Here is a 20548-nt window from a genome sequence, read left to right as displayed (position 1 = left end):
CGTCGGCTACCGTGATCCGGAGGCCCCCGATGACCCCCATCCGTCGCGCCCTCACCACCCTCACCGCACTGATCGCCAGCGTCCCTCTCCTGGCTGCCCCGGCCGCCGCGGACGCCGGTCCGCCGCCCTCCTCAATGGCCAGTCTCGGCGACTCCATCACCCGGGGCTTCAACGCCTGCGGCTGGTACGTCGACTGCACGTCACGCTCGTTCAGCACCGGTGACGACGCCGGCGTCAACAGCCACTACCTACGGATCCGGGCGGTCAACCCGGCGATCGGCGGGCGCAACCACAACGCCGCCCGCACCGGGGCGAAGTCCGCGGACCTGCCCGGCCAGGCGAGCACGGCGGTCAGTCAGGGCGTGGGCTACGTGACCATCCTGATGGGCGCGAACGACGCCTGCACCGGCTCGGAGTCGAGCATGACCCCGGTCGCCACCTACCGGGCGAACATCGACGCGGCGCTCAGCCGGATCAGGTCCGGCCTACCCGGTGCCCGGGTCGCGCTGATCAGCATCCCGGACATCCAGCGCCTCTGGGCGGTCGGCAAGGACAGCGGCACCGCCCGTACCGCCTGGTCGCTCTTCGGCATCTGCCAGTCCATGCTGGCGAACCCGACCTCCACCGCCCAGGCCGACGTGGACCGCCGGGCCCGGGTCCGGCAGCGGGTGGTCGACTACAACCGGCAGCTCGCCGAGGCGTGCGCCGCGTACGGCAGCAACTGCGACTTCGACGACAACGCGGTGTTCAGCTACCCGTTCACGCTCAACCAGCTCTCCGGCTGGGACTACTTCCACCCGAACACCAGCGGACAGCAGGTGTTGGCGAACGTCTCGTACGCCGCCGGCTTCCGCTGGTAGCACGGCCTCACCCGGGCGGGCGGCGACGGCCGCCCGTCCGGTCCCCGCTCCGTCCGGCGGGGTCAGGAGGCGGCGGCGAGGCGGGCGGCACGGGCCGCGCGACGCTCCTCGAACCGGGACGCCTGACGCTCCAGCGTGTCGAGCTGGGCGGCGATCTGGTCGCGGGCGACCTCGCCGTCGGCGTCGAGGCCGGGGACGTTGAACACGTCCCACTGCCGCAGCACCGGGACCACGACGTCGTCGCGGTGCTGACGCAGGTCGTAGATGCCGGCCAGGGCGATCGCCACCGACTTGCGGGCGAAGCCGTCGATGCCCGCGCCGGGCATCTGGAAGTCGGCCAGCACGTCGGCCACCGCCCGCATCGCCTGTCCCGGGGCCAGCTCGAAGGCCGCGGCGAGCAGGTTGCGGTAGAAGACCATGTGCAGGTTCTCGTCGGCGGCGACCTTGGCCAGCAACGCCTCGCAGGTCGGGTCGCCGGTCACCCTGCCGGTGTTGCGGTGCGAGATCCGGGTCGCCAGCTCCTGGAACGACACGTACGCCAGGGTGTGCAGAACCTCGTGGTCGTGCGCGTTGGAGTAGCCCTCCGTCATGTGCGTCATCCGGGCCCGCTCCAGCGCCACCGGGTCGACCGCCCGGGTCACCGTCAGGTAGTCCCGGATCGCGATGCCGTGCCGGCCCTCCTCCGCGGTCCAGCGGCCCACCCAGGTTCCCCAGGCCCCGTCCGGACCGAACAGGGTGGCGATCTGGTGGTGGTACGAGGGGAGGTTGTCCTCGGTGAGCAGGTTGACGACCAGCGCCGTCCGCGCGATCTCGGGCAGCTTCGCATCCGCCTCCGACCAGGCGTCGCCGCCCAACGGCCCGTCGAAGGTGCGACCCTCGCCCCACGGCACGTACTCGTGCGGGAACCACTCCTTCGCCACGGTCAGGTGGCGGTTGAGGTTCTTCTCGACGACGGGCTCGAGTTCCATGAGCAGAGCGGTCTGGCTGAGAGCGGCGCTGGTGGTCACATGTCCTCCCTACGGTGGCGTAACCTACGCCACCGTAGGGACTCTATCGCGTACGCGCGAGTAACGTCCTAGCTGACCAGCGGCTTGAGGTCGGCCGGGGGCGGGGTCCACTCCCCCGCGTCGGCGGTGGCCTGCTCACCCGAGCGGATGTCCTTCACCTCGTCCGGAGCCCCATCGGTCCCCGGGAACCAGACGTACGGGATGCCGCGCCGCTCGGCGTACCGGATCTGCTTGCCGAACTTGGCGGCGGTCGGCGACACCTCGCACGGGATACCCCGCCCGCGCAGCGCCTGCGCGATCCGGTCGGTTTCGGTCCGCCGCTCCTCGGCCGGCACCGCCACCAGCACACACGTCGGCACGCTCCGCGAGACGGAGAGCCGGTCCGCCCCGAAGAGCAGACCGAGCAGCCGGCTCACCCCGATCGAGATGCCCACCCCGGGGAACCGGTTCGCCCCCGAGCTGGCCAGGTTGTCGTACCGGCCGCCGGAGCAGATCGAGCCGAACCGCTCGAAGCCCTCCAACTGGGTCTCGTAGACGGTGCCGGTGTAGTAGTCCAGTCCCCGGGCGATCCGCAGGTCGGCCACGCAGAGCCCGGGAGAGTGCGCCGCGGCGGTCTCCACCACCCGGGTCAGCTCCTCGACGCCCTCGTCGAGCAGCGGGTGGGACACCCCGAGGGCGCGTACCTCGGCGGCGAACGCGGCGTCCGGGGCGGAGATCTGCGCCAGGGCCAGGCACGCCTTGGCCTGCGCCTCGTCCGCCCCGGCGGCGGCCACCAGCAGCTCGGCGACCCTGTCCGGCCCGATCTTGTCGAGCTTGTCCACCGCGCGCAGCGCCGCCTCCGGGTCGGTCAGCCCGAGGCCCAGGTAGAAGCCCTCGCACACCTTGCGGTTGTTCACCTGGATCCGCACCGGCGGGATCGGCAGGCCGCGCAGCGCGTCCCCGATCACCAGCGGCATCTCCGCCTCGTGGTGCGCGCCGAGGGTGTCCCGGTCGACGATGTCGATGTCGGCCTGGAGGAACTCGCGGTAGCGCCCCTCCTGCGGACGCTCGCCCCGCCACACCTTCTGGATCTGGTACCGGCGGAACGGGAACTGGAGCCGGCCGGCGTTCTCCAGCACGTACCGGGCGAACGGCACGGTCAGGTCGAAGTGCAGGCCGAGGGTGTCGTCGGCGGCGGGGGCGGCGCCCTCCTCCTCGTGCAGCCGCCGGACCACGTAGACCTCCTTGGAGGTCTCCCCCTTGCGCAGCAACTGGTCCAGCGGCTCGACCGCGCGGGTCTCCAGCGGGGCGAAGCCGTACAGCTCGAAGGTGTCGCGGAGCCGGTCGAGGACGTACTGCTCGATCATGCGCTGGGACGGCGTCCACTCCGGGAAGCCGGAGATGGGCGTGGGCTTGCTCATGGGTGCTCCTTGAACTCCCGCGCGGCACGCGGGATGACGTCGATCGCCCGCGCGCCGCGCGGGTACGGGACTACCAGCCTCGGCTGGGGGCGGCCGGGCTCGCGCCGCCGGCCTCGATGAGGTACGGGTTGCTCACGCGTTCGCGACCGATGGTGGTCGCGGGGCCGTGGCCGGGCAGCACGACGGTGTCGTCGGCCAGCGGGAGGACCTTCTCCCGGAGGCTGGTCACCATCGCGGGCATGCTGCCGCCCGGCAGGTCGGTGCGGCCGATCGAGCCGGCGAACAGCACGTCACCGGAGAGGCAGATCTGCTCGGCCTCCCAGGGCGAGCCGGTGCCGGGCATCCGGAACAGCACCGACCCGCCGGTATGGCCCGGGGCGTGGTCGACGGCGATCTCCAAGCCGGCGAGGGCGAGGGTCGCCCCGTCGGTCAGCTCGGCGACGTCCTCCGGCTCGGTGTACGGCAGGCGACCGCCGAAGAGCTGGTTCAGGTCCATCGAGAGGCCCTTGGCCGGGTCGGCGAGCAGTTCCCGGTCGCCGGGGTGGACGTACGCGGTGATGCCGCGCGCCCCGCACACCGGGGCGACCGAGAAGGTGTGGTCGAGGTGGCCGTGGGTCAGCAGCACGGCGGCCGGGTGCAGGCGGTGCTCGGCGAGGAGCGCGTCGAGACGGTCGAGCACACCGATGCCCGGGTCGACCACCACGCACTGCTCCCCCGGCGCGGTGGCGACCACGTAGCAGTTGGTCCCGAAGGCGTCCGCGGGAAAGCCGGCCACGAGCACTCCGCTCCCCTTTCTCGTCGGTGCCTACCCTCACCGCAGCCTAGCCGTACGGGTCGTCTCGGCCACCCCCGGTGGGCACGGCCGTACGGCCAGTGAAAGATGACGATAGAACCCTTGGCCGACCTGGTACACCACTTTCCCGGTCGGTACCCGTACACTCTGGCGGGCGTGTGGCGTGGCGCACTTGCGCCCGGCGGTGCCCGGCGCCCGTCCGCCATGACGACCAGGGTAGAGGAAGGGGAGCGCGGGTGGCTTCCAGCAGGGACCGGCAGCGCAAGCTCGCACGGGAGAAGCTCGACCGGCAGATGGCCCGGCGGGCCGCCCGCGTCCGGCGCCGCCGCCAGATCCAGGCGGGTGTCGGCGCCGCGGTGGTGCTCGCCCTCGTCGTGGTCGGTTCGGTCTGGGCGCTCGGCGGCTTCGACCGGGATCCGGAGGAGAACCAGGCCGAGCCGGACGTCTGCGCCTGGACGCCGCAGAACGCCGAGGGCAACGGCGACCTCAAGGACGTCGGCACCCCGCCCACCACGGGTCTGCCCACCTCCGGCACCCGCCCGATGACGGTCACCACCAACCAGGGTGCCCCGATCACGGTCGAGCTGGACCAGGCCGGTGCGCCGTGCGCCGCCGCGAGCATCGCCCACCTGGCGGGCCGCTCGTTCTACGACAACACGAAGTGCCACGAGATCACCACCGAGGGGGCGCTGCGCTGCGGCGACCCCAGCGGCAGCGGCCTGGGCGGACCGACCTACTCGTTCTACGACGAGAACGTCCCCGCCGCGCCGTCGCCGAGCCCGGCCGCGGACCAGCCCCCGGCGTACCCGAAAGGCACCGTGGCGATGATGGCCAGCCCGCCGGGCGCCAACAGCAGCCAGTTCCTGATCTTCTTCAAGGACTTCAACCCGCCGGAGCCGGCGTACTCGGTCATCGGCAAGGTCACCGGCGGACTCGACGTGGTGGAGAAGGTCGGCACCCTGGAGACCGTGGACAATGGGTCGGGGGCGAAGGTCAAGCCGAAGACCGACGTGGTGATCCAGAGCCTGACCGTCGGTGCGTCGGCAACGGCGCCGGCCCCCGCTCCGAGCAGCCCGGCCGCTGCGCCGTCGGCGACTCCGAGCGCCGGCTGACCGCCGGCCCACACCACAGGCGGTTGACCGCCGAGACACGACGAGGAGTGACCGTGACGTCCACCAGAGAGCGGCAGCGCGCGGCGGCGCGGGCCCGGCTCGAACGGGAGATGGCCGAACGCGGGGCCAAGGCCCGTAAGCGCCGGCAGGTGCAGGCGATCGTCGCGGCGGGGGCGGCCCTGCTGCTCGTGGCCGCCGGCACGGTGTGGCTCGTGTCGAGCCTCGGCGACGACGACACCGACACGACGGCCACGCCCTCCGGCACGGCGCTCTGCGTCTGGAACGAGGCGCCCGCCGAGCAGCGGACGCCGCAGACCAAGGATGTCGGCCTGCCGGGCACGCAGCAGCCGAACGTCGGCACCCGGACCATGACGATCGACACCAACCTGGGGCCGATCACCGCCAAGGTCAACCTTGCCGACACCCCCTGCACCGCGGCCAGCTTCGCCCACCTGTCCAGCAAGAACTTCTTCGACAACAGCAAGTGCCACCGGCTGGTGACGGAGGGGCTGAAGGTGCTGCAGTGCGGCGACCCGAGCGCCACCGGCAAGGGCTGGCGGGAGACCGACGGCACCGGCGGCCCGCAGTACCGCTTCGCCGAGGAGAACCTGCCGACCGACAAGCGGCCGGCGTACCCGGAGGGCGTCATCGCGATGGCCAAGTCCTCCGAGCCGGGCAGCACCGGCAGCCAGTTCTTCATCGTGTACGGCGACTCGCAGCTCAACCCGGACTACACCGTGCTCGGCACGATCACCTCGGGGATGGACATCGTCAAGCAGGTCGGCGCGGCCGGGCACGACAACGCCTTCGGTCAGCAGGCCGGTGGTGGCCACCCGAAGAAGGAGGTCGTCATCAAGAAGCTGACCATGAGCTAGCTCCAGAGCTGACGTACCCCGCGTGAACGCCCGCCGGCCCGCCCGGCGGGCGTTTCGCGTACGGTCCCGCCTCCCGGCCCGGGACCGGGTCGCCCCGGGCGGGAGGAACGGACGTGGGTCAGGCGCCGGAGGTCACCCGGTAGGCGTCGAAGACACCGTCGACCTTGCGCACGGCGGCCAGCAGGTGACCGAGGTGCTTCGGGTCGGCCATCTCGAAGCTGAACCGGCTGACCGCCACCCGGTCCCGGGTGGTGGTGACCGTGGCGGAGAGGATGTTCACCCGCTCCTCGGAGAGCACCCGGGTCACGTCGGCGAGGAGCTTGTGCCGGTCGAGGGCCTCCACCTGGATGGCGACCAGGAACGTGGAGGCCGAGGTGAGCTTCCAGCTCACCTCCACCACGCGTTCCTCCTGCTCCTTGAGGTCCTCGGCGTTGGCGCAGTCGTCCCGGTGCACGCTCACGCCGCCGGAGCGGGTGACGAACCCGAAGACCGCGTCCGGCGGGACCGGGGTACAGCAGCGGGCCAGCTTGATCCAGACGTCGCTGACGCCCCGGACCACCACGCCCGGGTCGTTGCTGGACACCCGGCTGCGCGGCGGACGCGTCGCCACCGCCGTCTCGGCGATGTCCTCGACCGCGCCCTCCTCGCCGCCGTACGCGGCCATCAGCCGCTGCACCACCGACTGCGCGGAGACCTGGCTGTCCCCCACCGCGGCGTAGAGCGAGGCCACGTCGGCCAGGTGCAGGTCCCGGGCGATCGTCATCAGCGCGTCGGAGGTGAGCATCCGCTGCAACGGCATGCCCTGCTTGCGCATCGCCTTGACGATCGCGTCCTTGCCGGCCTCGATCGCCTCCTCGCGCCGCTCCTTGTTGAAGTACTGCCGGATCTTCGTCCGCGCCCGGGGGCTCTTGACGAAGCCCAGCCAGTCCTGCGTCGGGCCGGCGGTGTCGGACTTCGAGGTGAAGATCTCGATCACGTCGCCGTTGGAGAGCGTCGACTCCAGCGGCACCAGCTTGCCGTTTACCCGCGCCCCGATGCACTTGTGCCCCACCACGGTGTGCACCGCGTACGCGAAGTCCACCGGCGTCGAACCGGTCGGCAGCGGGATGACGTCCCCCTTGGGGGTGAAGACGTACACCTCCTGGCTGGACAGGTCGAAGCGCAGCGCGTCGAGGAACTCGCTCGGGTCGGCCGCCTCCCGCTGCCAGTCCAGCAGCTGCCGCAGCCAGGTCATCTCGTCGATGTGCGCGGGCGGGCCGACGATCTGGGTGCCCTTGTGCTCCTTGTACTTCCAGTGCGCGGCGATGCCGAACTCCGCGGTGCGGTGCATGGCGTACGTGCGGATCTGCATCTCGACCGGCTTGCCGGTCGGCCCGATCACCGTCGTGTGCAACGACTGGTACATGTTGAACTTGGGCATCGCGATGTAGTCCTTGAACCGGCCCGGCACCGGCTGCCAGTTCGCGTGGATCACGCCCAGCGCGGCGTAGCAGTCCCGCACCGTGTCGACCAGGATCCGCACCCCGACCAGGTCGTAGATGTCGTTGAAGTCCCGCCCCCGCACGATCATCTTCTGGTAGATCGAGTACAGGTGCTTGGGACGCCCGGTGACCTCGGCCTTGATCTTCGCGACCTTGAGGTCGGTCTGCACCTTCTGGGTGACCTGGCGCAGCAGCGCCTCGCGCTGCGGCTGGTGCTCCCCGATCAGGCGGTTGATCTCCTCGAACCGCTTCGGGAAGAGCGTGCCGAAGGCCAGGTCCTCCAGCTCCCACTTGATGGTGTTCATACCCAGCCGGTGAGCCAGCGGGGCCAGGATCTCCAGCGTCTCCTTGGCCTTCTGCTCCTGCTTCGGGCGGGGCAGGAAGGTGAGGGTACGCATGTTGTGCAGCCGGTCGGCGAGCTTGATGACCAGCACCCGGGGGTCCTTCGCCATGGCGACCACCATCTTGCGGATGGTCTCCGCCTTCGCCGCGTCGCCCAGCTTGACCTTGTCGAGCTTGGTGACCCCGTCGACCAGGAGCGCGACCTCGCCGCCGAAGTCGACCTTCATCTGGTCGAGGGTGTACTCGGTGTCCTCGATGGTGTCGTGCAGCAGCGCCGCCACCAGGGTGGTGGTGTCCATGCCGAGGTTGGCCAGGATGGTGGCGACGGCGAGCGGGTGGGTGATGTACGGGTCGCCGGACTTGCGGTACTGCCCGGAGTGCCAGCGGGCGGCCTTGTCGAAGGCGCGCTGGAGCAGCCGGGCGTCGGCCTTGGGATGGTTCTCCCGGTGGGTGGAGATCAGCGGCTCCAGCACCTCGCTGACCTGGGAGGTCTGCCAGGGCGCGTTGAACCGGGCCAGCCGGGCCCGGACCCGCCGGCCGGTGGGCGCGTTCGCCAGGGCGAACCCGCCTCCCGACGTGGGGTCGGCCGGGTCGTCGGCCGCCGACAGGTCCGTCAGGGGAGCAGTCCCGTCGCCGTTGGGCAGTACCGGGGTCGCCGCTGGCGCGGCCCCGCCGGCGCCGGCCGGAGCACTGCCGTCGGGAAGCCGCGCCGGACCGACCCCGGTCCGGTCGGTCGCCGAGCTGTCCGCTTCGCCTGTCGGATGCACCGTGCCCTCCACCGGAGGAACGACATCGTAGGACACCGGCCTCCTCACCCTTCGCCGGAACAAGCCGACCATGGCCGGTCGGCCGGGTACCCGCCGGCCGGGGCCGGCGGTTCGGTACTGCTCGCGCCGCCGTCGTCGGCCGCGCTCCGGCCACCCGCACGTCCCCGGACGGGAGCCCTGCTGCTGTCCACCGACGGGTCACCCCGCCCGGGTCAGCAGAGGGCAATGCTACCCGTCGACGACCTGCTGTGCCGCTCCGCCGGACGCCCCGCGCCGGGCCCGTCCGGGCGGCTGTCGGATCAAACGGTCAGCAGGGCATGGACCGGACGCGGTGCCAGCCGCTCCCGGCCGCCGAGGAAGGCCAGTTCCAGCAGGACGGTGAAGCCGGACACCGTGCCACCGGCCCGCTCCACCAGGTCGAGGGTGGCCCCGGCGGTGCCCCCGGTGGCGAGCACGTCGTCGACCACCAGGACGCGGTGTCCGGCGGTAAACGCGTCCTGGTGCACCTCCAGGGTCGCCTCGCCGTACTCCAGCGCGTACGAGGCCGAGTGGGTGGCCCGCGGCAGCTTCCCGGCCTTGCGCACCGGCACCACCCCGACGCCGGTGGCGTACGCGATGGCGGCGGCGACCACGAAACCGCGTGCCTCGATGCCGGCCACCACGTCGAACGAGTCCCGCCCGTGGTGGGCCACGATCCCGTCGACGACCTCGCGGAAGACCGCGCCGTCGGCGAAGAGCGGCATCAGGTCCTTGAACACGATCCCGGGCTTCGGGAAGTCCGGGACGTCGAGCACCCGGCCGGCCACCAGTTCGGCGACGGCGGGACCGCTGTCCCCGCGTACCCCGGTGTGGGTCTGCGTCACGTTTGCCCCCTTCAACGACACGGCGTCCTTCAATGCTGCTCGCACAGCATGAAGGACGCCGCGATGTCGCCGGTCGGCGGGTGGGGCGCTACGCCCCCACCCGTCGGGTCAGCGGCGCTTGCCGCCGGGTCGGTTGCCCCCGCCGCCGGCGGGACGGCCGCCCCGCGCGCCGGTGGGCCGCTTGCCGGCCGGACGGGCGCCGACCTTCGGAGCGCTGCCGGCCAGCGCGGCGGCGTCCGGGTCGATCGGCTCGTCGCCGGCCTCGGCGGACCTCGGGGCCCCCTTCGGGGTGACCTCGCCCCGGGCGATCGCGCCCCGGCGGGCCAGGATCCGCTTGTTGTGCGCCTGGATGCGGGGCTCCTGGTTCTTCAGCACGACCAGCAGCGGGGTGGCCACCAGGATCGAGGTCAGGAAGGCCACCGCCATACCGACGAAGAGCACCAGGCCGAGGTCCTTCAGGGTGCCCGCGCCGAGCAGGCCGGCACCGATGAAGAGCAGACCGCCGACGGGCAGCAGCGCGACCACCGAGGTGTTCAACGACCGCATCAGGCTCTGGTTGACCGCCAGGTTGGCCGCCTCGCCGTACGTCTGGTTGTTGTTGGCGGTGATGCCCCGGACGTTCTCCTGCACCTTGTCGAAGACGACCACGACGTCGTACAGGGCGAAACCGAGGATGGTGAGGAAGCCGATCACCGTCGAGGGGGTCACCTCGAAGCCGATCGCCGAGTAGATGCCGGCGGTCAGCGCCAGGTTCAGGAAGAGCGAGCCGACCGCGGCGGCGGCCATCCGCCACTCGAAGCGCAGGATCAGGTAGACCGTCACCAGCGCGACGAAGATGACCAGACCGAGCAGGGCCCGCGAGGTGACCTGGCTGCCCCAGGCCGAGCTGACCCGGTTGGCGCTGATCTGGTCGGCGTCGACGCCGAACTCCTCGGCCAGCGCGACCTTGACCGCCTCGGCCTCCTCGGCGTCCAGCTCCGAGGTGCGCATCTCGTAGAAGTTGCCGCTCGGGCCACCGACCTGCTGCGCGGTGACCAGCTCGGCGCCGCCACCGGCGCTGGCGAGCGCCTCCTCGGTGACCGCCTCGGCCCGTTCCAGGGTGCCGACGCTCGCCGGCACCTGGTAGGAGTTACCACCGCTGAACTCGATGCCGAGCTTGAAGCCGCTCACCAGGAAGCTGAGCACGGCGAGCAGGACGAGCGCTCCGGCCACGCCGAACCAGAGCTTGCGGCGGCCCACGACATCGAGACCGGCCTCGCCCCGGTAGAGCCGGGTCGCCAGACCACTACGAGCCATCTCAGGCCTCCTTGACACGCGGGTTGCGGGTGGTCGGCTGCTCGTCACCCTTGGCGGGGAGCACCCGGCCCAGGCCACTGACCCGGGGCGACAGGAACGCCCGGGTCCGGGCGAACATCGTCATGATCGGGTGCCGGAAGAGGAAGACCACCACCAGGTCGAGGACGGTGGCCAGACCCAGGGCGAAGGCGAAACCCTTCACCGCGCCGACCGAGACGATGTAGAGCACCACGGCGGACAGGATGGTGATCGCGTTCGCCGAGATGATCGTCCGGCGGGCCCGGATCCAGGCGCGGGGGACCGCGCTACGGGGGCTGCGGCCCTCGCGGATCTCGTCCTTGAGCCGCTCGAAGTAGATGACGAAGGAGTCCGCCGCCACACCGAGCGAGACGATCATGCCGGCGATGCCGGCGAGGGTCAGGGTGAAGCCGATCTGCCGGCCCAGGAAGACCAGCGCGCCGAAGACCAGCAGCGCCGACAGCACCAGGCTGAGGAAGATGACCGAGCCGAGCAGCCGGTAGTAGAAGAACGCGTAGATGATGACCAGCAGCATGCCGATGCCGGCGGCGAGCAGACCGGCCCGCAGGTGGCTCTCACCCAGGGTGGCGGAGACGTTCTGCGCCTCCTGCGGCTCGAAGGTCACCGGCAGGGCGCCGTAGCGCAGCTTTCCTGCCAGATCGCTGGCGGTGCTGTTGTTGAAGCTGCCGGTGATCTGCGAGTCGCCGGTGAGCACGCCCTGGATCTCCGGGGAGGAGATCACCGTGTTGTCGAGCACCACGGCCACCCGGCACTTGCCGTCCTGGCCCAGCGCGGTGGCGTCGCAGGCCTGACCCTCGTTGTTGAAGGCCTCCCGGGTCAGCGCGGTCCACTTGCTCTGGCCGTCGCCGGAGAAGTTCAGGCTGACCACCCACTGGCCGGTCTGGTCGAGGGCGGGGTCGGCGTCCTCGACGTCGGTGCCCTGCACCTTGGCCACGTCGAGCAGGTACTTGGCACCGGACTCGCAGGCCACCGCCTGCTGCTCCGCAATGCTGATCGAGCCGGCCGGCCGGCTGTCGAGCTGCTCGCAGGTGATCGTCGGCACGTTGAACTGCACGGTCGCCGGGAGCACCGCGATCTCGCGCGGGGTCAGCGTGCCGAAGGGCTTGAGCCGCTCGGCGAGCGCCGGGTCGGCGCTGGTGTTGGCCGGGGCCTGGAGGCCGTTGGCGGCCTGCCACGCGGCGGCGCCGACCTTCTGCTCGACGGCCTTGCGCTGCTCCTCGACGCCCTGCGGCACCGGCGCGGCGCTGGCGCTCGGCGCGGCGGGGGCGCTGGCCGAGGCGCTCGGAGCCGGGCTGGCGCTGCCGGACGGGGCGGGTGCGCCACCGCCCTGCCCACCGGTGCTCGGGGAGGCGCTGACCTGCGGTGCGGCGCTGCCCGAGGGGGCCGGAGCGGCACTGCCGGACGGGGCCGGAGCGGCACTGCCCGAGGGCGCCGGGGCGGCCGGCGGCGGGGCGGCGCCGCTGCCGTCGGCGACCTTGAGCACCTTGCGGAACCGCAGCTCGGCGGCGGTGCCCACCTCGCTCAGGTCCCGGTTCTCACCGGGCAGCGAGATGACGATGTTCCGGTCGCCCTCGGTGACCACCTCGGCCTCCGCGACACCGAGCGCGTTGACCCGGTTGTCGATGATGGTCCGGGCCTCCTCGAGGCTCTCCGCGCTCGGCGGACGGCCGTCGACGGTGTTGGTCGCCTCCAGCGTGAGCCGGGTGCCGCCGACCAGGTCCAGCCCGAGCTTGGGCTCGAGCCGGTCCTTCCAGCCACCGCTGGCACCGCCCGCGAAGAACACCAAAAGATAGAGGACCACGAAGATGACGCCGAGCACGGCGAGCTGCCGTCCCGGCCGCATCTGTCCCTGAGGTGGTGCCACGGCTGTCCTGTCTCCCTGTGCGGTCGCGCCGCTGGTGGTCGGCGGCGGGGGTCAGGCCGGTGATCCGGCCACACGTGTCGAGGGTGGACGTCGGTGCCGGCCCGGACGGGCACGAGGCCGGCCGGGGGCCGCTGTCGCGTATGTCCGGGTCGACACCGACGTCGACCTACTATCCACTTATTTCGATCCGCGCGCTGCCCCGTGGGGCCCGCGGGTCACTCCTTGACGTCGACGTCCTCGACGACCTGCTCGGTCGACTCGCCCCGGTCCGCCTGGCTGACCACCCGGGCGATGGCCGGACGGGCGTACCGGGTCTGCACGCCCGGGGCGACCTCGAGCAGGACCGTGTCGTCGGCGACGTGGGTGACCGTGCCGTACAGCCCGCCGATGGTGACCACCTCGTCACCGGGGCCGAGCGCGGACTGCATCGCCTCGGCCTCTTTGCGGCGCTTCTGCTGGGGGCGGATCATCATGAAGTACATGACGCCGAAGAGCAGAGCGATCATCAGGATCGGCGTCAGACCGCCGGCTCCCCCACCGCCCTCTGCTGCGTAAAGCACGGTAAAGACCTTCCCATTGGCCACCTGTCCGGCGGGGGGCGCCGGAGCGGAGGCGTGTTCTCACGTCCTGTACAGACCGCGGCGAGTCTAATCCCTGCACCTGAGAACGCCGAACGCCGCACGGATCACGTTCCCATCACGGCTGATCGGGCTCGCCGGAGAAGAGATCGGGCACCGGAGGAGCACTGACGCCAAATGTACCATTCGGCGGAATTCGCCCCAGATGATGCCAGGCCGCCTCGGTCGCCACCCGACCCCGGGGCGTCCGGGCCAGCAGACCGGCGCGGACCAGGAACGGCTCGCAGACCTCCTCGACCGTGTCCGGCTGCTCGCCGACCGCCACGGCCAGGGTGGAGAGCCCGACCGGGCCACCCCGGAAGGAGTCGACCAGGGCGGTCAGCACCGCCCGGTCCAGCCGGTCCAGGCCCAGCGCGTCCACGTCGTACACGGTGAGGGCGGCCCGGGCGGTCTCGACGGTGACCACGCCGTCGGCCCGGACCTCGGCGAAGTCACGGACCCGGCGCAGCAACCGGTTGGCGATCCGGGGGGTGCCCCGGGACCGGCCGGCGATCTCCGCGGCCCCGTCGTCGGTGATCGGCACCCCGAGGATCCGCGCCGAGCGGTGCAGCAGCGTCTCCAGGTCGGCCGGGGAGTAGAAGTCGAGGTGGGCGACGAAGCCGAACCGGTCCCGCATCGGCCCGGTCAGCAGGCCGGACCGGGTGGTCGCGCCGACCAGGGTGAACGGCTCCACGTCGAGCGGGATGGCGGTCGCGCCGGGCCCCTTGCCGACCACCACGTCGACCCGGAAGTCCTCCATGGCGCTGTAGAGCAGTTCCTCGGCGGGCCGGGCGATCCGGTGGATCTCGTCGATGAAGAGGACGTCACCCTCGGCGAGGCTGGTCAGGATGGCCGCCAGGTCCCCGGAACGCTCGATCGCCGGGCCGCTGGTCACCCGGATCCCCGAGCCCAGCTCCGCGGCGACGATGTTGGCCAGGCTGGTCTTGCCCAGTCCGGGTGGCCCGGAGAGCAGGATGTGGTCGGGTGGGGAACCGCGTCGCATCGCCCCCTTGAGCAGCAGGTCGAGCTGGTCACGGACGCGGTTCTGGGCGATGAACTCGTCGAGCCGCCGGGGCCGGACGCTGACCTCCAGGTCCCGCTCCGCGTCCTGGACGTACGCCGAGACGAGGCCACCGTCGGTCATGCCGGGCCCGCCAAGTCCTGCGGCCGGCGCGCCGCAGCGTCACCGCCCGCCGCAGCGTCACCGCGCGCCGCAGCGTCACCGGGCACCGGGCGGCCGACTCCGCGCGCCCCGGTCACCGGGTCCGCCCGAGCAGTCGGATCGCCTGCTTGAGCAGGACCGGCACCGGCGGGGTCGGGCCGTCCACGGTCTCCGCCACGGCGGCCACCGCCTGGTCCGCCTGTCCCGTCGACCAGCCCAGCCCGACCAGCGCCTGACGGACCTGCTCGGGCCAGGCGCCGCTGGTCACCCCCGCTGCGCCGTCGGGCCCGACGACGACCGGGCCGATCCGGTCCCGCAACTCCAGCACCAGGCGCTCGGCGCCCTTCTTGCCGATGCCCGGCACCCGGGTCAGCGCGGCGGTGTCGCCGTTGGCGATGGCCTTGCGCACCGCGTCGGGGGTGTGCACGGCGAGCACCGCCTGGGCCAGCCGGGGACCGACCCCGCTGGCGGTCTGGAGCAGCTCGAACAGCGCCTTGGCGTCGTCGTCGGCGAAGCCGTAGAGGGTCAGCGAGTCCTCCCGGACCACCAGGCTGGTGGCGAGCCGGGTCTCCTGGCCGACCCGCAGCTCGGCGAGGGTGCCGGGGGCGCACTGCACGGCCAGACCCACCCCGCCGACCTCCACCACGGCGTGATCCGGGGCGGTCGCGGTCACCGTGCCGCGCACGCTGGCGATCATGGCGCTCCTCCTCGTCGTACCCGGTCGGCGGCGGCGGCCAGCTTCGAGCGGGTGCCGCCGCGCCAGATGTGGCAGATCGCCAGGGCGAGCGCGTCGGCGGCGTCGGCCGGCTTCGGCGGCTCGGCCAGCCGCAGCAGCCGGGTCACCATCGTCGTCATCTGCGCCTTGTCGGCCTGGCCGGAGCCGGTGATCGCCGCCTTCACCTCGCTCGGCGTGTAGGTCTGCACGGGCAGGCCGGCACGGGCGCCGGCCAGCAGCGCGATCCCGCTGGCCTGGGCGGTGCCCATCACGGTGCGGACGTTGTGCTGGCTGAACACCCGTTCCACGGCGACGCTCTCCGGCCGGTGCTCGGCGACCAGGTCGGTCAACGCCCGGTCGAGCAGCAGCAGCCGGTGCGGCAGCTCGTCGTCCGGGTCGGTGCGGACGACGGTGTACGCCACCAGCGTGCAGGGCCGCCCCGGCACTCCCTCGACCACGCCGACCCCGCACCGGGTCAGCCCCGGGTCGACGCCCAGCACCCGCACGCCGCCTCCTCCCCGACCACCGGCAGTACGTGTGTTCGACACCCTACTGGTCTGCTCCGACAGCCGGCGGCGGGGACACGCCGGCCACCGTCGGGGCCACATAGCGCCGCCACGGAGTATGTGTGGGCCGCCCATGTGCCGTCGGCCACACAGCTCGTAACTTCTGCGCCATGACGGCTGAACCCGTGGTCTTCCCCCACGTAGTCCAGGTCGACCTCACCGGTCGCACCGCGCTGGTTACCGGTGGTGGCAGTGGCATCGGTCGGGCGTGTGCCGTGCGGCTGGCCGCAGCCGGGGCGACGGTGCAGGTGGTGGACCGCGACCTGGCGGCGGCCGAGGCGGTCGCCGCGGAGACGGGGGGCCGGGCCGAGGGCGTCGACCTGGCCGACCCGGAGGCGGTGGCCCGGCTGGACGCCGCGGTCGACATCGTGGTCAACAACGCGGGCCTCCAGTACGTGGCGCCGGTGGTGGAGTTCCCGGTCGAACGCTTCTCCCACCTGCACAGGGTGATGGTGGAGGCGCCGTTCGTGCTGGTGCGGCGTGCCCTACCGCACATGTACGCCCGCGGCTGGGGACGGATCGTCAACATCTCCTCGGTGCACGGGCTGCGCGCCTCGCCGTACAAGGCGGCGTACGTCTCGGCCAAGCACGCCCTGGAGGGGCTGTCCAAGGTCGTCGCGCTGGAGGGGGCGCCGCACGGGGTCACCGCCAACTGCGTCAACCCGGCCTACGTACGCACCCCCTTGGTGGAGAACCAGATCGCCGAGCAGGCGGCCCGGCACGGCATCGGCGAGGACGAGGTGATCGACAAGATCATGCTGGCCCGAGCGGCGATCAAGCGGCTGATCGAGCCGGAGGAGGTCGCCGAACTGGTCGCCTACCTCTGCTCCCCACCGGCGTCGTTCATCACCGGATCCTCGATCGCCCTCGACGGGGGCTGGACCGCGAACTAGGGGTGACCAGCACAATGTCGCTCATGTCGTCGCCGATCGAGTTCCTGGAACTGCTGGCGCGGGAGGCTGCGGCCGTCGAGTTCGAGGGCCCGCTGGTCGCCGCGCGCTCCGCCGGCCTGCCCGCCGACAAGATCGCCGAGTTGGAGCAGGCGAAGGTGGTGGCGCTGCGGGTCCGCGCGCTGCTCGAGCGCCGCCGCCGCCGCGAGACCGAACTCTCCGGGCTCTACGACACCGCCAGTGACCTGGCCGGGCTGCGGGACTCCGACGACGTGCTGCGGGCCATCGTGCACCGGGCCCGGAACCTGCTCGGCGCGGACGTCGCCTACATGACCCTCAACGACGACGACCGGGGCGACACGTACATGCGGGTCACCGACGGGTCGGTCTCCGCCCGGTTCCAGCGGCTGCGGCTGCCGATCGGTGCCGGGCTCGGTGGGCTGGTGGCCCAGTCCGGCACCCCGTACGTCACCGCCGACTACTCCGCCGACGAGCGTTTCCACCACACCGGCGAGATCGACGCCGGGGTCCTCGAGGAGGGTCTGGTGGCGATCCTCGGCGTACCGTTGCGCCTCGGTTCGACCTCGATCGGGGTGCTCTACGCGGCGAACCGTTCCGCCCGGCCGTTCGCCCGGGAGGAGGTGGCGCTGCTGGTCTCGCTCGCCGCGCACGCCGCGGTGGCCATCGACACCGCCCGGCTGCTCGCCGAGACCCGGGCGGCGCTGGCCGAGCTGTCGGCGGCGAACACCACCATCCGGGCGCACAGCGCCTCGGTGGAGCGGGCGGCGGCGGCGCACGACCGGATGACCGCCCTGGTGTTGCGCGGCGGCGGGGTGGAGGACGTCGCGGCGGCGGTCACCGACGTGCTCGACGGGGCGCTGCTGGCGATGGACGCCGAGGGACGGTTGCTGGCCCGGGTCGGTGAGATCGACGAACCGGACCGCGCGGACATCGTGGAGGCGGTGGCCGCGTCGCGGACCGAGGGCCGCAGCGTCCGGCGGGGTCGGCTCTGGTACGCCGCGGTGGTCGCCGGGGCGGAGAACCTCGGCGCGCTGGTCCTGCACCCGGAGGACGAACTGGTCGACGCCGACCAGCGCATCCTCGAACGGGCCGCCCTGGTCACCGCGCTGCTGCTGCTGTTCAGTCGGACGGTCGCCGAGGCGGAGGGCCGGGTCCGGGGCGAGCTGCTCGACGACCTGATCGCCCGGCCGCTGGCCGACGCCGAGGCGCTGCGCAGCCGGGGCCGCCGGCTCGGCGTCGACCTGGACGCCGCGCACGTGCTGGTGGCGGTCGGCGACGACGTGATCGCGTCCACCGGGTCGGCGCGGCAACGGGTGGTCTCCTGGGCCACCACGTACGCCTCGACCCGGGGCGGCCTGGCCGCCGCACGCGACGGCCGGGTGGTGCTGATGCTGCCCGGCCAGGACGCCGGCGCCGCCGCCCGCGCGGTGGCCCGGGACCTGTCCCGGGTGACCGGCCGGCCGGTGACCGCCGGGGCCAGCGGGCCGGCGCGCGGGCCGGCGTCGCTGGCGGCGACGTTCCGCGAGGCGGACCGCTGCCTGACCGCCCTCGGCGCGCTGGGCCGGACCGGTCAGGGGGCGAGCACCGCCGAGCTGGGGTTCGTCGGGCTGCTCCTCGGCGCGGTCGGCGACCAGGGTGACCGGGACGTGGCCCGGTTCCTCACCGACACCGTCGGCCCGGTGGTCGACTACGACGCCCGGCGGGGCACCGCGCTGGTGAAGACGCTGGAGGCCTACTTCGGGGTCGGTGGCAGTCTGGCCCGCGCGGCGGAACAGCTGCACGTACACGTCAACACGGTCACCCAGCGGCTGGAACGGGTCGGGCAGCTGCTCGGCGCCGAATGGCAGAAGCCGGACCGGGCGCTGGAGGTGCAACTCGCGCTCCGCCTGCACCGGCTACGCGACCCGGACCGCTGAAACCGGTCCGGGACCCGGCACGCAGTCGACGGCCCACGTCGCGAGGGGTGCCCCGGCGGCTCGGGGCACCCCTCATCCGCGGCGTCCGGGACCCCGACGGGCGACCAGCGCGGCCACGGTGCCCCAGATGCCCCGCCGGAACAGCAGGACGACGAGGACGAAGATGCCGCCCGTGACCAGGCCGATCGCCTCGAAGCCGGAGAAGGACAGCCAGTCCTCCAGCCGGACCAGGACGGCCGCGCCGAGCACCCCGCCCCAGAGGGTGCCGATCCCGCCCAGTACCACCACGATCACCGCCTTGCCGGAGGTGGTCCAGTGCAGGGTGTCCAGGGAGACGAAGCGGTGCCCGACGGCGAACAGCCCACCGCCCAGCCCGGCGATGAAGCCGGAGAGGACGAACGCGGTCAGCTTGTACCGCCGGACCGGGTAGCCGAGCGCGCGGGCGCGGGCCGGGTTGTCGCGGATGCCGACCAGCACCCGGCCGAACGGCGAGTGCACGATCCGCCACGCGGCGGCGAGGCCGAGCAGCGTGATGGGCAGTGCCGCGTAGTAGAAGTAGTAGTCGTCGGTGAGGTCCAGCCCGAACAGGTCCCGGGGCACCCCCTGGAGGCCGTTCTCGCCCCGGGTGACCGAGCGCCACTCGTTGGCGACGTAGTAGACCATCTGCGCGAACGCCAGGGTCACCATGGCGAAGTAGATGCCGGTGCGGCTGACCGCCAGGTAGCCGACGGGCACGGCGAGCACCGCTGCCGCGAGCGCGCCGAGCAGCACGGCCGCCGGGAAGGGCAGGCCGACGTGGATCGCGACCAGCCCGGTGACGTATGCCGAGGTACCCCAGAAGGCGGCGTGCCCGAAGGACATCAGCCCGGTGAACCCGAGCAGCAGGTCGACCGAGACGGCGAAGAGCGCCCAGCAGAGGATGTCCACCGCGACCGCCGGATAGAGACCGTTGGGCAGCCAGAGCGCCACGGCCAGGCCGGCGGCGAGCAGCGCGTACCGCAGCCAGCGCGGCGAGCGGGCGACGGCGGCCAGCCCGGAGGGCGGGCGCTTCGCGCCGGGCTCGGTGTCGACCACCGTGGTCATGCCGGTGCCTCCTCACGGCCGAACAGCCCGGCCGGGCGCCAGAGCAGCACCACGGCCATCACGATGAACACGGCGGTCTGGGCCAGGATCGGCCAGTCCGACAGGTACGCCTCGCCCCACGCCTGGATCAGTCCGATGCCGAAGCCGGCGGCGACCGAGCCGAAGATGGAGCCGAGCCCGCCGATCACCACCACCGCGAAGACCACGATGATCAGGTCGGCTCCCATCAGCGGGTTGACCGCCCGCATCGGCGCGGCCAGCACCCCGGCCAGCCCGGCCAGGGCGATCCCGAAGCCGAAGACGGGCGTGATCCACCGTCCGACGTCGATGCCGAACGCCCGGGTCAGCTCGGGTCGTTCGGTGGCGGCCCGGACGACCATGCCGACCCGGGTGTGGCCGAGCAACCACCAGGCCCCGACGCAGACGGCCACCGCGAAGCCGAGGATGAAGACCCGGTAGGCGGGGAAGTCGAACAGTCCGAAGTCGACCGATCCACTGAGCTCGGTCGGGGTGGCGTACGGGCTGGACTGCACCCCGTACCGGAGCTTGACCAGGTCCTGGAGGATCAGCGTCAGCCCGAAGGTGAGCAGGAAGTTGTAGAGCGGGTCGAGCCGGGTGAGCCGGTGGATGAAGGCCCGCTCGAGGGCCATGCCGAGCAGGCCCAGCCCGACCGGCATGATCACCAGGGCCGCCCAGAACGGCACCCCGGCCTCGGTGAGCAGCACGTACGCCCCGAACGCGCCGAGCATGTAGAACGCGCCGTGGGCGAAGTTGACCACCCGCAGCATGCCGAAGATGACCGCGAGCCCGAGGGCGAGCAGGGCGTAGAACGCCCCGCTCACCAGCCCGTTGAAGGTGTTCTGGAGGAAGCCGGTCACG

At 72.3% G+C, this 20548-nt stretch carries 18 protein-coding genes; 5 read left to right on the top strand and 13 right to left on the bottom strand.

Annotated elements, in window-relative coordinates:
• The first annotated feature begins 29 nt into the window (after nt 1-29).
• Nucleotides 30-860 (top strand): GDSL-type esterase/lipase family protein, encoded by an 831-nt coding sequence (locus AB0F58_RS19485; RefSeq protein WP_357144425.1) that lies wholly within the window; start codon nt 30-32, stop codon nt 858-860.
• 62 nt (nt 861-922) lie between these two features.
• On the opposite strand, the gene AB0F58_RS19480 is transcribed toward AB0F58_RS19485, so the two are convergent.
• From AB0F58_RS19480 to AB0F58_RS19470, 3 genes are all read right to left on the bottom strand, one after another.
• Nucleotides 923-1828, bottom strand: coding sequence for an acyl-ACP desaturase (locus tag AB0F58_RS19480; protein ID WP_357144555.1), 906 nt, complete (start codon nt 1826-1828; stop codon nt 923-925).
• A gap of 107 nt (nt 1829-1935) precedes the next feature.
• Complete coding sequence (hisS, locus tag AB0F58_RS19475; RefSeq protein WP_357144422.1) at nt 1936-3267, bottom strand: histidine--tRNA ligase; 1332 nt, start codon at nt 3265-3267, stop codon at nt 1936-1938.
• 70 nt (nt 3268-3337) lie between these two features.
• Complete coding sequence (locus AB0F58_RS19470) at nt 3338-4048, bottom strand: MBL fold metallo-hydrolase (protein WP_357144419.1); 711 nt, start codon at nt 4046-4048, stop codon at nt 3338-3340.
• A 248-nt stretch (nt 4049-4296) separates the two neighbouring features.
• Here AB0F58_RS19470 and AB0F58_RS19465 point away from each other — a divergent pair, with 248 nt between their 5' ends.
• Together AB0F58_RS19465 and AB0F58_RS19460 are read left to right on the top strand one after the other, a co-directional pair.
• Nucleotides 4297-5172 (top strand): peptidylprolyl isomerase, encoded by an 876-nt coding sequence (locus tag AB0F58_RS19465; RefSeq protein WP_357144416.1) that lies wholly within the window; start codon nt 4297-4299, stop codon nt 5170-5172.
• Between the two features lie 53 nt (nt 5173-5225).
• Nucleotides 5226-6047, top strand: coding sequence for a peptidylprolyl isomerase (locus AB0F58_RS19460; RefSeq protein ID WP_357144413.1), 822 nt, complete (start codon nt 5226-5228; stop codon nt 6045-6047).
• Nucleotides 6048-6165: 118 nt separating this feature from the next.
• Here AB0F58_RS19460 and AB0F58_RS19455 read toward each other — a convergent pair whose 3' ends face one another.
• The 8 genes from AB0F58_RS19455 to ruvC all read right to left on the bottom strand — a co-directional run bounded on the left by AB0F58_RS19455 (nt 6166) and on the right by ruvC (nt 15699).
• Complete coding sequence (locus AB0F58_RS19455) at nt 6166-8649, bottom strand: bifunctional (p)ppGpp synthetase/guanosine-3',5'-bis(diphosphate) 3'-pyrophosphohydrolase (protein ID WP_357144552.1); 2484 nt, start codon at nt 8647-8649, stop codon at nt 6166-6168.
• A gap of 287 nt (nt 8650-8936) precedes the next feature.
• Nucleotides 8937-9500: an adenine phosphoribosyltransferase gene (locus tag AB0F58_RS19450; protein WP_357144410.1), complete on the bottom strand. Its 564-nt coding sequence runs from the start codon at nt 9498-9500 to the stop codon at nt 8937-8939.
• Nucleotides 9501-9608: 108 nt separating this feature from the next.
• A complete protein-coding gene (gene secF / locus AB0F58_RS19445; RefSeq protein ID WP_357144407.1) occupies nt 9609-10796 on the bottom strand; it encodes a protein translocase subunit SecF in 1188 nt (395 codons plus the stop codon).
• 1 nt (nt 10797) lies between these two features.
• On the bottom strand, nt 10798-12699 hold the full coding sequence (secD, locus tag AB0F58_RS19440) for a protein translocase subunit SecD (protein ID WP_357144404.1): 1902 nt from the start codon (nt 12697-12699) through the stop codon (nt 10798-10800).
• A 215-nt stretch (nt 12700-12914) separates the two neighbouring features.
• Complete coding sequence (yajC, locus tag AB0F58_RS19435; protein ID WP_357144401.1) at nt 12915-13259, bottom strand: preprotein translocase subunit YajC; 345 nt, start codon at nt 13257-13259, stop codon at nt 12915-12917.
• A 136-nt stretch (nt 13260-13395) separates the two neighbouring features.
• Entirely contained in the window at nt 13396-14460 is a 1065-nt protein-coding gene (gene ruvB, locus AB0F58_RS19430) for a Holliday junction branch migration DNA helicase RuvB (protein WP_357144398.1), read from the bottom strand.
• Nucleotides 14461-14572: 112 nt separating this feature from the next.
• Complete coding sequence (gene ruvA / locus AB0F58_RS19425; RefSeq protein ID WP_357144395.1) at nt 14573-15175, bottom strand: Holliday junction branch migration protein RuvA; 603 nt, start codon at nt 15173-15175, stop codon at nt 14573-14575.
• Nucleotides 15172-15699, bottom strand: a complete 528-nt coding sequence (gene ruvC, locus AB0F58_RS19420) for a crossover junction endodeoxyribonuclease RuvC (RefSeq protein WP_357144392.1) — start codon at nt 15697-15699, stop codon at nt 15172-15174. Before ruvC ends, ruvA begins: the two co-directional genes overlap by 4 nt.
• Before the next feature lie 170 nt (nt 15700-15869).
• Here ruvC and AB0F58_RS19415 point away from each other — a divergent pair, with 170 nt between their 5' ends.
• Nucleotides 15870-16652: a 3-hydroxybutyrate dehydrogenase gene (locus tag AB0F58_RS19415; protein ID WP_357144389.1), complete on the top strand. Its 783-nt coding sequence runs from the start codon at nt 15870-15872 to the stop codon at nt 16650-16652.
• A gap of 14 nt (nt 16653-16666) precedes the next feature.
• Nucleotides 16667-18586 carry a helix-turn-helix domain-containing protein gene (locus AB0F58_RS19410; RefSeq protein ID WP_357144386.1) on the top strand — a complete coding sequence of 640 codons (1920 nt, stop codon included), beginning with the start codon at nt 16667-16669 and terminating at the stop codon, nt 18584-18586.
• Between the two features lie 72 nt (nt 18587-18658).
• Here the strand turns inward: AB0F58_RS19410 and AB0F58_RS19405 are convergent, their stop codons facing one another.
• Nucleotides 18659-19669: a branched-chain amino acid ABC transporter permease gene (locus AB0F58_RS19405; protein ID WP_357144383.1), complete on the bottom strand. Its 1011-nt coding sequence runs from the start codon at nt 19667-19669 to the stop codon at nt 18659-18661.
• Nucleotides 19666-20547 carry a branched-chain amino acid ABC transporter permease gene (locus tag AB0F58_RS19400; protein ID WP_357144380.1) on the bottom strand — a complete coding sequence of 294 codons (882 nt, stop codon included), beginning with the start codon at nt 20545-20547 and terminating at the stop codon, nt 19666-19668. Before AB0F58_RS19400 ends, AB0F58_RS19405 begins: the two co-directional genes overlap by 4 nt.
• Nucleotide 20548: the final 1 nt, after the last annotated feature.

Source organism: Micromonospora sp. NPDC023956 (genome assembly GCF_040639195.1).
In the GTDB taxonomy this organism is placed as follows: domain Bacteria; phylum Actinomycetota; class Actinomycetes; order Mycobacteriales; family Micromonosporaceae; genus Micromonospora.
This window is presented reverse-complemented; position numbering and strand designations above follow the sequence as displayed.

Bases quoted from the DNA above. Each gene is read 5' to 3' on its own strand.
- AB0F58_RS19485 (WP_357144425.1), top strand. From the start codon at position 30: ATGACCCCCATCCGTCGCGCCCTCACCACCCTCACCGCACTGATCGCC.
- ruvA (WP_357144395.1), bottom strand. From the start codon at position 15,175: ATGATCGCCAGCGTGCGCGGCACGGTGACCGCGACCGCCCCGGATCAC.
- AB0F58_RS19415 (WP_357144389.1), top strand. From the start codon at position 15,870: ATGACGGCTGAACCCGTGGTCTTCCCCCACGTAGTCCAGGTCGACCTC.
- AB0F58_RS19410 (WP_357144386.1), top strand. From the start codon at position 16,667: ATGTCGCTCATGTCGTCGCCGATCGAGTTCCTGGAACTGCTGGCGCGG.
- AB0F58_RS19480 (WP_357144555.1), bottom strand. From the start codon at position 1,828: ATGGAACTCGAGCCCGTCGTCGAGAAGAACCTCAACCGCCACCTGACC.
- secF (WP_357144407.1), bottom strand. From the start codon at position 10,796: ATGGCTCGTAGTGGTCTGGCGACCCGGCTCTACCGGGGCGAGGCCGGT.
- ruvB (WP_357144398.1), bottom strand. From the start codon at position 14,460: ATGACCGACGGTGGCCTCGTCTCGGCGTACGTCCAGGACGCGGAGCGG.
- AB0F58_RS19405 (WP_357144383.1), bottom strand. From the start codon at position 19,669: ATGACCACGGTGGTCGACACCGAGCCCGGCGCGAAGCGCCCGCCCTCC.
- hisS (WP_357144422.1), bottom strand. From the start codon at position 3,267: ATGAGCAAGCCCACGCCCATCTCCGGCTTCCCGGAGTGGACGCCGTCC.